Origin of the sequence: Anaerovibrio sp. (genome assembly GCF_051866355.1) — a bacterium.
Classification (GTDB): domain Bacteria; phylum Bacillota; class Negativicutes; order Selenomonadales; family Selenomonadaceae; genus Anaerovibrio.
Genome location: NZ_JBJDWZ010000108.1, coordinates 1 through 12,313 on the forward strand (window position 1 = coordinate 1; position 12,313 = coordinate 12,313).

The window sequence follows — 12,313 nt, forward strand, 5'->3', positions numbered from 1 at the left end:
GTAGGTTGTCAATATATTGTTGGGCAAATTGTGGGTAATTTGAAATTTCCAGTCTGCCCTTGTGCCGGATTGTTAATTAGCCGGTATCATTCCCCTTTTTTAGCCGGAAAGAGCTTGTGTGCCAAAGAACTTTTCAGCAATTTCGTCAAGCTGCTTTGCAATCAGCTTGAAATCACAATTCAAATCCAGGGTCTTTGCACCAATTTGATTGCCACCCATATTAAACAAGCAATCCGGAGTAATGTCTTCCTGGGTTTTTGCATACAAAATCATACCAGCCACATTGCCGGTATTTGCCTTATCCTGATTTTTTACATAAGTGAATATCTGATAGATATTTCCAGAATGCAGTGTGTATTTATCAAACTGGCTCTGGAGCGTTCTTCCGTAATACTTTGCATCCACTATCAAGACCTTTTCCTTCAGGCGAAGGAATATATCCGTCTGCATTACAGGCAGGAAACAAATCATAGCATCATCATGCCTGCCAGTTAAATCCCATTTAACCTGAGCCGCTCTTGCCTCTGACAAATAGGTATGATGATAACGATAGTATTCCAGAATGAATTTCTCATACAGGCGAGCCATATGTTCATCGGAAAACGCCGCTACCTTGTAATCGCCTTTGTCGGTGGTCTGGAGCATGCCATCCATAACAAAATAACAAATATTCAGCAGCATTTCATAGTTCTTATTATTCCTCTGATAATATAAACGCTCCCATTCAATTGATGATGGGTCCAAAAGAGAAACCCCATCGAAGAACACCAGCAATTTACGCAGGGCTATTTTATGCTCACTGGATACGCCGTCATCCTTGACAAGATAATGCATCGTCGTTTTCAAAATCTGGTTGAACAGATTATCCTCCGACAATTCATCGTATTCACAGGACAATTTCTGTTTCCGCTGTACGCGATTGCGGATTGTTTCCGGCATATCCAATTTTCCACGCATAACTGATAAGGCCTCATGCTGTGTTACATATTCACGATACAGACCTTGCTTTAACTGCCTGGCTACCCCCTTTGCAATAATAGCAGCAAATAAATCCTGTACCATGGCAAATTCCTCTGCAGCCACACTCTCGTAATTGGAATGCTTTAAGACCCGAAATGCATAGGAAAGCATATAATAGATGTTCTTTATATAAATACCTTTATCATTCGTCATCGAATACCCCACGTAAATTCTTTTCCCAACGCCGAAGTTTTGCCGGTTCATCAAACCAGTATTCTGCCAGCATAGGGAGAATGTCGAATTCTACCACAGAACGCATCCAGTCAGTGGTGCAGCCATTTTCCTCACGACCACAGAAGTAGCTATGACCAATTCTAAAACCACGCCCCAAGGACGGATCCTCGGCAATTTCTTTATTCAATACCTTTATCTGGTCTATAAGAGCATTGAATGTCTCATTGCCAAAAGCATTCTGATATTTCTGGAAACCTTCGGAGGTGAAGCCCGGTTCCATCTCGAAGAAGCTAAATCTCCTGCGCAGAGCGTAATCAATCATCGCCAGGCTGCGATCTGCGGTATTCATCATACCAATGATATATAGATTTTCCGGAACAGCAAACGGCATACCGCTGTAAGCCAGAGTACCCTTTGTACCACGATACCCTTTCTCAATCAGCATCATAAGCTCTCCAAAGATTTTACTCATATTGCCACGATTAATCTCATCTATGATAAAAAAATATTCCTTATCAGGATGGTTGGCTGCGATCTGGCAGAAACGATAAAAAATACCATCTGTCAGCTTAAACTCAGCCCCATCCGGACGATAGCCCATAATGAAGTCTTCATAAGTATAATTCTGATGGAACTGCACCAGCTCAATGCGGGAATCATCTGCTTCACCCATCATAGCATACGCCAGCTTCTTTGCAGCGAATGTCTTGCCAACGCCGGGAGCGCCCTGAAGAATGATGTTCATCTTATTTCTAAGCAATGCCTCCAAAACATCATATCGTTCCTCAGTCATAAAGACCTTGCTCAGGAAGTCTGCTTTCGTATACTTTGTGGTTGAAGCTGCCACGGGGTTCACCGGATTATTTTCGCGGATGATATCCATAATAAATTCAAATTCACCCTTGGTCAGCTTGAACAAGCTTCCATTAGGCTGAACAAAGAATTCCATCTTTTCCAGTTCCGGATATGCCTTCAAAGCCGCATATTCAATCGGCACTGACAATCCTTCTGTCTTTGCAAAATAGATATTGCTTCCATCGTTAGCCTGAGTGATTTCACACAGAGCAACAATCTTCTTCACGGGGTTTGCTTCATATCCGATAACAATATCACCGACTTTTGCATCTAAGAAATTTTGAAAAACCCGGCGCTTGTTACCATTTTCATTATAAAGGGTGTAGCTCTGTTCCTCACCAATTTTTATATCAGCAAAGCTCCATATTTTAGGATTTGCAGTCAGCCACCAATAGCGTCGCGGTTCATCTGCACCTTTTAAAAGGTCTGTAACTGTCATGCCAAAGTACGGCTGTAAAATCAGTTTCTCAAACTGAGCGTATTCGCTCTCATCTACCTTTATGCAGGTTGAATTGTCATTAGGAGACCACCACTTTTTTGTACCATTATAGGAGGAAGTATCAATAGCCTTTGCAATAACATGGTAGGAACGCTCATACCAGCCATCTTTCATTTCCGGATTTTCCACAGGCTTCTCACTGTTAAACTGCCCCAGAAGCTGGATACTATTCCCATAGCAAAGATAGAAATAATCTCCTTTTTTAATAGCTTCCATAAAAGACTGCCCTTGAGAAACCTTTGATGTTGCTTTGGCGCTGGTGGAGCTATGAACAACAACAACCTGACGTTCAAGAAAAATCTGCTTATTAGTGGAAGAAATTCCTGTCCTATCTGTTCCTTCACTGATTTTCCAAATTGCAGGAGCCGCATCCACATACAGCGGAATATCAGATAAATCGACTATTTCAAGTGCCTTAGCCAGTTCTCTGCGCAGTCTCCAGATATATGCTCCGGCTTCATTTGCACCAGCATTCCTGCCCATGTACAAAATAGGCCACCACCTGGCATTTCCATTATCTCCTGTCATTACTTCACAGCCTGTTTTCTCAGCGACGCGTTGCGCCAGCGCTGATGAGCCAGCATTATAAAAATTATTAGTCGCACCATATTTAGTAGAGAGCTGGGTGCATGTAGCCTGACCGCCGTAATCCTTCATTCTCTTCATTATCTGCAGTGCATTTTGCGTAAATACTGAAGAATCTTTAAGCATCTCAACCCATTCACTCACCGTAATGCCAGGATTGTAGTCCTTTGGAAACCATCCTTCTTCTTCCTGCGCATTTTTCTTTTCTTCGAGGTAAAATCTGCTCAGGTAGAAACCAACATCAATTGTTGCTGTTTTCATCTTCGGGTCAAAATAGCAATGTTTATTCATTGCTGAATGTATCATAGCAACTAAACTCTCATCCTCACAAATGGCTTGGCAAATCTCATCGTACATCTGATAACCGCCAATCATGTTCTCTACAGAACCGTTTTTCTTAGGTCGATATTCTGAGTTCAGCTCCACAGCAGCATCCCGAAAAAGCTCATACTTATAGATATAGTATTTGTCCGGATACATCAGCCAGAGATAAGTGCTGATGGCGTTTGTGTTCTGATAATGATTACGCCAAGTTCCATCATTATAGTTTACACGGATACTATCAGCTGCATTTTGAAACTCCCCCACTCTCACAATGAGCTCACGGGATTCATCATACAGGTCGCGAAACATTTGCCGAACTGCTTCATCATCGGCTTTTGCAAAGTTCTGAATCATTGCTTTAGGGTATGCATAACCAGAAGCCAACAGATTATAGGTTTTGTCCGTTGCTTCTTTGAACATTTCACCGAAATTCGTCGCGTCGATATTCCAATGTTTCTGAAAGTGCTGAATTGCCTCCCATTTATATTTTTCATCTTCCCAGTGACGCGGAAAATATGCCCTATACCCAGCAAGTATTGGTCTTAATTTTGCAATATCAATCATTCTCATTCCCTCCGGCTGTTACACATTTAACCCCGACCATAACTTTACTCGACCTTCTTCGCCATCTAAGATGTCAACGTCAATCGCTTAGAAATGCTACTTTTGCAGAAAGGTTAGTTTATATCTAATTGTGAAGCTGTTTATCAACATCCCTGCCTGCGTACATAACACGAAGTATGGTTGCATTTCCCAGTTCCTTGTTCACAATATAAAACACCAGATAACTGTCAACAGGCATCACTCTCAGCCCTCTGCCGTGCCAGGGTTCCTTTTCATAAACCTTAAATTTCTCTGGAAACTTCTCCAGTCCCGTTATGCTATCTTCTAATCGTTCAAGCTGTCCTGCCGCATTATCTGGTGACATCAGCTCAAAGGCAATATACTCATATATTCCCCTTAAATCAGCATCCGCTTGCTCAGTGATGATAATCTCATAAATCATATCTCATAGTCTTTGCGAATATCAGAAAATACCTGTCTTGCAGATTTTGTTCTGCCTGACACCATATCCGCATATCCTTTCTCCAGCTCTGCACTTAGTTCTGATTCGCTTAATTCTTCTGCATTGACATGTTTTGTCACAGGTATTTTCACCTCAAATGGAAGCCCCCTATGCAAAATAATCTGCTTGTAAAACATATTAATAGCATTTGATGCCGGAATGCCAAGCACTGACAGGATACTTTCTGCCTGCTCTTTCACATCCGGCTCTATTCTTACATACAAGTTGGCTGATTTTGCTGCCATAACGCAAAACTCCTTTCAATAAATCTTCTTACTGCTTTTATTATAATTTTTTGTACGTACAATAGCAATACATTATTCCGGCAATCTCCCCTCAAAATAGCAACGAAAAATGAATAATAAAAAAGCCCTCCCTTGCGGGAGAGCTCTTTCAAGTTCTCATATAATGTTGCTTACGCTTGCGTAATTACCAGCTAGCCTTAGTTACGCCAGGGATGGCACCCTTGTAGCTCTGCTCTCTGAAACAAATACGGCACATATCGAACTTTCTGATATAACCATGCGGACGGCCGCAAATCTTACATCTGTTATACTTGCGAACAGGGAACTTTGGCTCCTTGCTCCACTTTTCAATCATTGCCTTCTTGGCCACAGTCAGTACCTCCCTTTCTTATGCTTTGAAAGGCATGCCCATGAGCTTCAAGAGCTCGCGAGCTTCCTCGTCAGTCTTTGCAGTAGTAACAACAACAATGTTCATACCACGGAGCTTGTCAATCTTGTCATACTCAATTTCAGGGAAAATGAGCTGCTCCTTCAGGCCGATTGCATAGTTGCCGCGACCGTCGAAAGAATTGGCACTGATACCACGGAAGTCACGAACACGAGGCAGAGCCACGTTCATGAACTTGTCCAGGAACTGATACATGCGCACGCCGCGCAGGGTAACCTTCGCGCCGATTGGCATGCCCTGACGAAGCTTCCATGCAGCCAGGGACTTCTTTGCCCTGGTCAGGATTGGCTTCTGACCGGTGATGATAGTCAAATCGCTAACAGCAGCGTCGAGAGCCTTCGGGTTGCCTACAGCCTCACCAACGCCCATGTTAATGATGATTTTCTCGATTTTAGGCAGTTCCATAACATTCTTGTAGCCGAACTTCTCAGTTAATGCCGGAACAACCTCGTTGATATACTTTTCCTGTAATCTATCCAACTAAGTATCCTCCTTTCCTTTCTTATTTGGTCTGGTCTATAACTTCGCCGCACTTCTTGCACGCACGAACATTTTTGCCATTTACTTCCTTATGTGCAACGCGGGTAGCCTTGCCGCAAGCCGGGCAAACCAGCATAACCTTTGCTGCAAACATAGGAGCTTCCTTTACCAGAATGCCACCCTGAGGAGCGCTCTGGTTAGGCTTAGTGTGACGCTTAACCTTGTTAACGCCCTCAACTACAACCTTACCCTTCTTTGGCAGAGCCTGGATAACCTTGCCCTGCTGGCCTTTATCTTTACCGGACAATACCAGGACGGTATCACCCTTCTTTACATGCAGTTTTGTAATTGCCAAAGTCGCACCTCCTAACATTAAAGAACTTCAGGAGCCAGGGAAACAATCTTCATGAAATCCTTCTCACGAAGCTCTCTTGCTACTGGTCCAAAAATACGGGTTCCCTTCGGAGTCTTATCCTCCTTGATGATAACGGCTGCATTCTCATCAAAGCGAATGTAGGAGCCATCACCACGACGCAGGCCCTTCTTGCTGCGAACTACAACGGCCTTAACAACGTCACCCTTCTTTACAACACCGCCAGGGGATGCGGATTTTACTGCTGCCACGATTATATCACCAATGTTGGCATACTTGCGATAGGAGCCGCCCAATACACGGATGCACATGATTTCCTTGGCACCGGTGTTGTCGCCAACATTGAGCAAAGTCTGCTGCTGAATCATCAGTTAACCTCCTCAACCAGAATTTCCAAAAAGGAAATTATTTTGCCTTCTCAACGATCTCTACGACTCTCCAACGCTTATCCTTGGACAGCGGACGGGTTTCCATCAGGGAAACGATATCGCCAACGTGAGCCTCGTTATTCTCATCATGGGCCTTGAACTTTACAGTTTTCTTAACGGCCTTCTTGTAAAGTGCATGCTGCTCAATATCCTCAACTGCTACAACAACAGTCTTGTCCATCTTGTCGCTTACTACCTTACCAACTTTAGTCTTGCGTTCATTTCTCTCGCTCATTAAGGAGCCTCCTTCCTAATACGTATCTTCAAATGCCGAATCAAATCAAGCCTTAGCCTGCTCAGTCTGTACAGTCTTAATGCGGGCAATAGTCTTCTTTACTTCTTTGATACGCATTGGGTTGTCCAGCTGACCGGTAGCAAGCTGGAAACGGAGATTGAACAACTCCTCCTTGAGAGAAGCAAGTTTCTGGTTAAGTTCCTCAGCGCTCAAATCTCTAATCTCATTAACCTTCATTTACTTCACCGCCCTCTGCCTTTTCAGTCTCTTCGCGAGTTACAAACTTGCACTTGATAGGAAGCTTGTGAGCTGCCAGACGCATTGCCTCAGCAGCAACTTCCTTGGAAACGCCGTCCATCTCAAAGAGAACACGGCCTGGCTTTACTACTGCTACCCAGTACTCAGGTGAACCCTTACCGGAACCCATACGGGTCTCAGCAGGCTTTGCAGTTACAGGCTTGTCAGGGAAAATCTTGATCCAAACCTGACCGCCACGCTTGATGTAACGGGTCATTGCAATACGGGCTGCCTCAATCTGGCGGTTGGTAATCCAAGCCGGCTCAAGGGCTACCAGGCCGAAATCGCCGTGGGAAACCTTGTTGCCGCGCTGTGCCTTACCCTTCATACGGCCACGGAACTGCTTGCGATATTTAACTCTCTTTGGTAATAACATTAAGCTTCGCTCCCTTCAACAGCAGCAGCAGGCTGCTTCTTCTCAGGAAGGACCTCACCCTTGAAGATCCAAACTTTAACGCCGATACGACCATAGGTAGTAGCTGCCTCGTAAGTACCATAGTCAATGTCTGCTCTCAGGGTGTGCAGAGGAATGGAACCCTCACGGTAGGACTCGCTGCGGGCGATTTCTGCGCCGCCGAGACGGCCGCTTACCATAACCTTGATACCCTTGGCGCCCAGACGCATAGTACGGCCAACAGCCTGCTTCATAGCACGACGGAAGGCAATACGGCGCTCCAGGGACTCAGCAATGTTCTTTGCTACCAGGGTTGCATCCATATCCGGCTGCTTAATCTCTTCAATGTTGATATCTACATTGCAGTCGGTGAACTTCTTCAGTCCGGCCTTTACCTGCTCAATTCCGGAGCCGCCACGGCCGATTACCATACCTGGCTTTGCAGTGTGGATAGTCAGCTTCAGACGGTTCTTGGAACGCTCAGTTTCAATCTTGGAAACACCGGCACTCTGCAGGGTGTTCTGCAGGTGCTCACGGATTTTAATATCTTCATGCAGGTTAGCTGCATAATCTTTGCCAGCATACCACTTAGCATCCCAAGTCTTTACGATGCCAAGTCTTATACCATGCGGATTTACTTTCTGACCCAAAGTTAATACCCTCCTTTATTAGTTTTCTTCTACTGCTACAGTGATGTGGGAAGTGCGCTTCAAAATCTTGAACGCCTGACCACGGGAACGCGGATGAATGCGCTTCATGGTTGGTCCCTCATCTACAAAACAAGAAGATACATAGAGGTTATCAACATTCATGTCGAAATTGTTCTCAGCGTTTGCTACTGCAGACTTGAGAACCTTATATATAGCTTCACTGCCAACCTTTGGAGTGAACTTCAAAATCGCGATTGCATCTGCAACCTTCTTGCCGCGGATGAGATTCATGACAACGCGAACCTTGCGAGGTGCAATGCGAACATTTTTAGCAACTGCTTTTGCTTCCACAGAGGAATCCTCCTTTCAATCTGACTTATCTAAGACCGGTCTTTCTCTCTTCACCGGCATGGCCCTTAAAAGTACGGGTCGGTGCAAACTCACCGAGCTTGTGGCCTACCATGTCCTCGGTGATATAAACCGGCACATGCTTGCGGCCATCGTGTACTGCAATAGTGTGACCAACAAAAGTTGGCAGAATAGTGGAGCTTCTGGACCAGGTCTTTACAACCTTCTTGTCGTTAGCTTCATTCAGGGCATCAATCTTCTTAGTTAAGCTCTCATGAACATAAGGTCCCTTTTTAACAGATCTTGACAATTTATTTCCTCCTTCCGGTGTTTATCACTTATTTGGTACGGCCTTTGATGATCAACTTATCAGAAGCCTTCTTACGGCGGGTCTTTGCACCCATAGCGCACTTACCCCATTTAGTAACAGGATGCTTGCGGCCAACTGGGGAACGACCCTCACCACCGCCATGCGGATGGTCATTAGGGTTCATAGCAACGCCGCGGTTCTCCGGACGCTTGCCCATCCAGCGGGCACGGCCTGCTTTACCAATAGTGATGTTCATGTGCTCGGCATTGCCAACCACGCCGATAGTTGCACGGCAGTTGACATGTACCTTGCGCATTTCACCGGATGGCATACGGAGAGTAGCATAGTCACCCTCGATAGCCATGAGCTGTGCATAAGCACCAGCGGAGCGAACCAGCTGTGCACCAGCACCGATCTTCAACTCAACGTTGTGAATCAGGGTACCAACTGGAATGTTCTTCAGCGGAAGAGCGTTACCTGGCTTAATGTCAGCCTCAGGGCCGGACATAACCTGGTCGCCAACCTTCAGACCGTTAGGAGCGATGATGTAACGCTTCTCACCGTCTGCATAGTTCAAAAGTGCAATACGTGCGCTGCGGTTTGGATCGTACTCGATGGTAGCAACCTTGGCCGGAATGCCGTCCTTGTTGCGCTTAAAGTCGATGATACGGTACAAACGCTTATGGCCGCCGCCCTGATGACGGACGGTCAACTTACCCTGCTGATTGCGGCCACCGTTCTTCTTGAGACGCTCAACGAGGGATTTTTCAGGCTTATCAGTAGTAATCTCATCGAAAGACGCTACGGTCATGAAGCGTCTGCCTGCGGAATATGGTTTAAAACTCTTTATTGCCACTTAATTAACCTCCTTTTCCCTATTAAGCCTCAAAGAACTCGATAGTCTCGCCAGCAGCGAGCTTTACGATTGCTTTTTTATAGTCAGAGCGCTTGCCGACGGAACGGCCCATGCGCTTTACCTTGCCTTCAACGTTAATGGTGTTTACACTAGCAACCTTAACCTTGAAAATCTGGGAGACTGCCTTGGCAATCTCAATCTTGTTGGCAGACTTAGCTACCTCAAATACATATTTGCCCTCAGCCATGAGTGTAGTGCTCTTTTCAGTAATCAGAGGACGGATAATGATGTCGCGTGCTTCCATTATGCATATACCTCCTCAATACGGGCAACAGCATCCTTGGTAATGAACAGCTTGTCAGCGTTCAGGATGTCAAATACATTCAGGCCGATGGTGTTAATGGTCTTAACACCAGGGATATTGCGGGAAGACTTGTCAACATTCTCTGCATAGTCTGCAGTGATGATAAGAGCCTTCTTATCTGCGTCAAACTTGTTCAGCATCTCTACAACTGCCTTGGTCTTAGGAGCTGCAAAATCAATGCTGTCCAATACTACCAACTCGCCGTTGGCTACCTTGTCAGACAGGGCGCACTTGAGAGCAAGGCGACGCTGCTTGCGAGGCATGCTGAAGGAGTAGGAGCGTGGAGACGGGCCGAATACGGTACCGCCACCTACCCAGATTGGGGAACGGGTGGAACCACTGCGTGCACGACCGGTACCCTTCTGCTTCCAAGGCTTGCGGCCGCCGCCTCTTACCATGCCACGGGTCTTGGTTGCATGATTGCCAAGACGCTGGGATGCCAGCTGCATAACAACAGCCTGGTGCAAGAGACCTGCATTTACTTCTACGCCAAAAATATTCTCATTCAACTCGATATCGCCAACCTGCTGGTTTGCGATGTCATAAACTGCTACTGTAGGCATTATTGCTTAATCCTCCTTCCGAATTAGTTTTTGCCCGGCTTAACGGTGCTCTTGACAATTACGAGGCCCTTCTTAGGTCCAGGAATTGCGCCCTTGATGAGGAGCAGGTTGCGGTCAGCATCAACACGAACAACGGTCAGACGCTGTACAGTAACCCTCTCGCTGCCCATATGACCTGGCAGCTTCTTGCCCTTCAATACACGGCCACCGTGACCACTGATCATCGCACCTGTAGAACCAGGCTCACGATGAGACTTGGAACCATGTCCCATTGGTCCACGAGCAAAATTATGACGCTTGATACCGCCGGCAAAGCCCTTGCCCTTGGAAGTACCGGTTACGTCAACTAATTCTCCGGCGGAAAATATATCAACATTGATGGTGTCACCAACGTTATATTCAGAAGCATTTTCCAGACGCATCTCGCGAACATACTTTACCGGAGCAACGCCGGCCTTCGCGAAATGACCCTTCATAGGACTGTTTACCTTGTGTTCCTTGATTGCGCCGAAGCCAATCTGAACTGCATTATAACCATCATTTTCAACAGTCTTGTTCTGGATAACTACGTTATTGCCAGACTCAACAACTGTTACTGGAACGACCTGACCTTCTTCAGTAAAGATCTGAGTCATGCCCAGCTTTCTACCTAAAATTGCTTTAGCCATCATTCCACCTCCTATTACAGCTTAAGTTCAATATCCACACCTGCTGGCAGCTCAAGACGGGTGAGTGCATCTACAGTCTTGGAAGTTGGATCCAGCACGTCAATAAGGCGCTTGTGGGTTCTCATCTCGAACTGCTCACGGGAGTCCTTATTTACATGTGGAGAACGCAGAATGGTATAAATCTGCTTCTCTGTAGGGAGCGGAATAGGGCCGGATACACTGGCGCCGGTTCTCTTGGCAGTCTCGACAATCTTAACTGCGCTCTGGTCCAGTGCCTTGTGATCATAAGCCTTTAAACGGATTCTGATTTTCTGCTGCTTAGACAATTTATTTTCCTCCTTCTCGTCCGGGCTCCGGGCCCAAACATTTCTCCGTAGTAGTTCCCTTGATCGCGCCTTATATCGCGTCAAGCCATCTACCACGTCATCGCATCAGGGGTACTTATACTTAGAAGCACACCGCTTCTCATTATAACATTACTATATTGCTTAGTCAATATAGAGAGTACCTAAACCTTAATTATAAGGGCGACTAAACTAGCCGCCCTTATAATAAGGAAATAATTTTTACTTAGATGTACTAAGATTAAAGATTACTCAGCAATCTCAGTTACACGGCCTGCACCAACGGTATGGCCACCCTCGCGGATAGCGAAGCGGAGACCAGCCTCGATAGCGATTGGAGTGATCAGCTCAACGCTCATCTCTACGTTATCGCCAGGCATTACCATCTCAGTGCCCTCTGGCAGATGAACAACACCGGTAACGTCAGTAGTACGGAAGTAGAACTGAGGACGATAGTTGTTGAAGAACGGAGTATGACGGCCGCCCTCTTCCTTGGTCAGTACATAAACCTGGCCCTTGAACTTGGTATGAGGGTTGATGGAACCCGGCTTAGCCAGAACCTGGCCGCGCTGGATGTTCTTGCGGTCAATACCACGGAGCAGGGCACCGATGTTATCGCCAGCCTGTGCGCTAGGCAGCAGCTTGCGGAACATCTCGATACCGGTAACAACAGTGCTGGTGGTCTCCTCAGCGATACCTACGATCTCAACAGTATCGTTCAGGTTCAGCTGGCCACGCTCTACACGGCCGGTAGCAACGGTACCACGACCAGTAATGGTGAATACGT

Annotated in this window: 20 protein-coding genes; all 20 read right to left on the reverse strand. The window is 46.1% G+C overall.

Annotated elements, in window-relative coordinates; genetic code table 11:
- Positions 1 to 99: 99 nt before the first annotated feature.
- Positions 100 to 1,173, reverse strand: coding sequence for a 5-methylcytosine-specific restriction endonuclease system specificity protein McrC (mcrC, locus tag ACI3UA_RS05765; RefSeq protein WP_439723879.1), 1,074 nt, complete (start codon positions 1,171 to 1,173; stop codon positions 100 to 102).
- Positions 1,163 to 4,021 carry an AAA family ATPase gene (locus ACI3UA_RS05770; RefSeq protein ID WP_439723880.1) on the reverse strand — a complete coding sequence of 953 codons (2,859 nt, stop codon included), beginning with the start codon at positions 4,019 to 4,021 and terminating at the stop codon, positions 1,163 to 1,165. Before ACI3UA_RS05770 ends, mcrC begins: the two co-directional genes overlap by 11 nt.
- Positions 4,022 to 4,145: 124 nt before the next feature.
- On the reverse strand, positions 4,146 to 4,463 hold the full coding sequence (locus ACI3UA_RS05775; protein ID WP_439723881.1) for a type II toxin-antitoxin system RelE/ParE family toxin: 318 nt from the start codon (positions 4,461 to 4,463) through the stop codon (positions 4,146 to 4,148).
- On the reverse strand, positions 4,460 to 4,768 hold the full coding sequence (locus tag ACI3UA_RS05780) for a type II toxin-antitoxin system RelB/DinJ family antitoxin (RefSeq protein ID WP_439723882.1): 309 nt from the start codon (positions 4,766 to 4,768) through the stop codon (positions 4,460 to 4,462). Before ACI3UA_RS05780 ends, ACI3UA_RS05775 begins: the two co-directional genes overlap by 4 nt.
- A 184-nt stretch (positions 4,769 to 4,952) precedes the next feature.
- A complete protein-coding gene (locus ACI3UA_RS05785) occupies positions 4,953 to 5,138 on the reverse strand; it encodes a type Z 30S ribosomal protein S14 (protein WP_027397562.1) in 186 nt (61 codons plus the stop codon).
- An 18-nt stretch (positions 5,139 to 5,156) separates the two neighbouring features.
- Complete coding sequence (rplE, locus tag ACI3UA_RS05790) at positions 5,157 to 5,696, reverse strand: 50S ribosomal protein L5 (RefSeq protein ID WP_439723883.1); 540 nt, start codon at positions 5,694 to 5,696, stop codon at positions 5,157 to 5,159.
- A 22-nt stretch (positions 5,697 to 5,718) separates the two neighbouring features.
- Positions 5,719 to 6,069, reverse strand: coding sequence for a 50S ribosomal protein L24 (gene rplX / locus ACI3UA_RS05795; protein WP_405722845.1), 351 nt, complete (start codon positions 6,067 to 6,069; stop codon positions 5,719 to 5,721).
- Entirely contained in the window at positions 6,069 to 6,437 is a 369-nt protein-coding gene (gene rplN, locus ACI3UA_RS05800) for a 50S ribosomal protein L14 (RefSeq protein ID WP_154405979.1), read from the reverse strand. Before rplN ends, rplX begins: the two co-directional genes overlap by 1 nt.
- A gap of 37 nt (positions 6,438 to 6,474) precedes the next feature.
- The gene (gene rpsQ, locus ACI3UA_RS05805) at positions 6,475 to 6,732 is read right to left on the reverse strand and encodes a 30S ribosomal protein S17 (protein ID WP_154405981.1); all 258 of its coding nucleotides are present in this window, start codon (positions 6,730 to 6,732) and stop codon (positions 6,475 to 6,477) included.
- A 45-nt stretch (positions 6,733 to 6,777) separates the two neighbouring features.
- Entirely contained in the window at positions 6,778 to 6,969 is a 192-nt protein-coding gene (gene rpmC / locus ACI3UA_RS05810; RefSeq protein ID WP_154405983.1) for a 50S ribosomal protein L29, read from the reverse strand.
- Positions 6,959 to 7,405: a 50S ribosomal protein L16 gene (gene rplP / locus ACI3UA_RS05815; RefSeq protein ID WP_154405985.1), complete on the reverse strand. Its 447-nt coding sequence runs from the start codon at positions 7,403 to 7,405 to the stop codon at positions 6,959 to 6,961. The genes rpmC and rplP overlap by 11 nt, the downstream gene beginning before the upstream one ends.
- Entirely contained in the window at positions 7,405 to 8,073 is a 669-nt protein-coding gene (gene rpsC, locus ACI3UA_RS05820) for a 30S ribosomal protein S3 (protein WP_439723884.1), read from the reverse strand. Before rpsC ends, rplP begins: the two co-directional genes overlap by 1 nt.
- Before the next feature lie 18 nt (positions 8,074 to 8,091).
- Positions 8,092 to 8,424: a 50S ribosomal protein L22 gene (gene rplV / locus ACI3UA_RS05825; protein ID WP_328596310.1), complete on the reverse strand. Its 333-nt coding sequence runs from the start codon at positions 8,422 to 8,424 to the stop codon at positions 8,092 to 8,094.
- A 25-nt stretch (positions 8,425 to 8,449) separates the two neighbouring features.
- Positions 8,450 to 8,731, reverse strand: a complete 282-nt coding sequence (gene rpsS, locus ACI3UA_RS05830; protein WP_439723885.1) for a 30S ribosomal protein S19 — start codon at positions 8,729 to 8,731, stop codon at positions 8,450 to 8,452.
- A 28-nt stretch (positions 8,732 to 8,759) separates the two neighbouring features.
- Positions 8,760 to 9,587: a 50S ribosomal protein L2 gene (gene rplB, locus ACI3UA_RS05835; protein WP_439723886.1), complete on the reverse strand. Its 828-nt coding sequence runs from the start codon at positions 9,585 to 9,587 to the stop codon at positions 8,760 to 8,762.
- A gap of 22 nt (positions 9,588 to 9,609) precedes the next feature.
- Positions 9,610 to 9,891, reverse strand: coding sequence for a 50S ribosomal protein L23 (gene rplW, locus ACI3UA_RS05840; protein WP_439723887.1), 282 nt, complete (start codon positions 9,889 to 9,891; stop codon positions 9,610 to 9,612).
- Positions 9,891 to 10,514 carry a 50S ribosomal protein L4 gene (rplD, locus tag ACI3UA_RS05845; protein ID WP_439723888.1) on the reverse strand — a complete coding sequence of 208 codons (624 nt, stop codon included), beginning with the start codon at positions 10,512 to 10,514 and terminating at the stop codon, positions 9,891 to 9,893. The genes rplW and rplD overlap by 1 nt, the downstream gene beginning before the upstream one ends.
- A gap of 23 nt (positions 10,515 to 10,537) precedes the next feature.
- Positions 10,538 to 11,182 (reverse strand): 50S ribosomal protein L3, encoded by a 645-nt coding sequence (gene rplC / locus ACI3UA_RS05850; protein WP_154405995.1) that lies wholly within the window; start codon positions 11,180 to 11,182, stop codon positions 10,538 to 10,540.
- A 14-nt stretch (positions 11,183 to 11,196) separates the two neighbouring features.
- Positions 11,197 to 11,508 carry a 30S ribosomal protein S10 gene (gene rpsJ / locus ACI3UA_RS05855; RefSeq protein WP_154405997.1) on the reverse strand — a complete coding sequence of 104 codons (312 nt, stop codon included), beginning with the start codon at positions 11,506 to 11,508 and terminating at the stop codon, positions 11,197 to 11,199.
- Between the two features lie 266 nt (positions 11,509 to 11,774).
- The coding region (locus tag ACI3UA_RS05860) for an EF-Tu/IF-2/RF-3 family GTPase (RefSeq protein ID WP_439723889.1) at positions 11,775 to 12,313 on the reverse strand (539 nt) is incomplete at its 5' end.

Coding starts and splice junctions, on each gene's coding strand:
- mcrC (WP_439723879.1), bottom strand. CDS start 1,173: ATGACGAATGATAAAGGTATTTATATAAAGAACATCTATTATATGCTT.
- ACI3UA_RS05770 (WP_439723880.1), bottom strand. CDS start 4,021: ATGATTGATATTGCAAAATTAAGACCAATACTTGCTGGGTATAGGGCA.
- ACI3UA_RS05775 (WP_439723881.1), bottom strand. CDS start 4,463: ATGATTTATGAGATTATCATCACTGAGCAAGCGGATGCTGATTTAAGG.
- ACI3UA_RS05780 (WP_439723882.1), bottom strand. CDS start 4,768: ATGGCAGCAAAATCAGCCAACTTGTATGTAAGAATAGAGCCGGATGTG.
- rplX (WP_405722845.1), bottom strand. CDS start 6,069: ATGTTAGGAGGTGCGACTTTGGCAATTACAAAACTGCATGTAAAGAAG.
- rplN (WP_154405979.1), bottom strand. CDS start 6,437: ATGATTCAGCAGCAGACTTTGCTCAATGTTGGCGACAACACCGGTGCC.
- rpsQ (WP_154405981.1), bottom strand. CDS start 6,732: ATGAGCGAGAGAAATGAACGCAAGACTAAAGTTGGTAAGGTAGTAAGC.
- rpmC (WP_154405983.1), bottom strand. CDS start 6,969: ATGAAGGTTAATGAGATTAGAGATTTGAGCGCTGAGGAACTTAACCAG.
- rplP (WP_154405985.1), bottom strand. CDS start 7,405: ATGTTATTACCAAAGAGAGTTAAATATCGCAAGCAGTTCCGTGGCCGT.
- rplW (WP_439723887.1), bottom strand. CDS start 9,891: ATGGAAGCACGCGACATCATTATCCGTCCTCTGATTACTGAAAAGAGC.
- rplD (WP_439723888.1), bottom strand. CDS start 10,514: ATGCCTACAGTAGCAGTTTATGACATCGCAAACCAGCAGGTTGGCGAT.
- rplC (WP_154405995.1), bottom strand. CDS start 11,182: ATGGCTAAAGCAATTTTAGGTAGAAAGCTGGGCATGACTCAGATCTTT.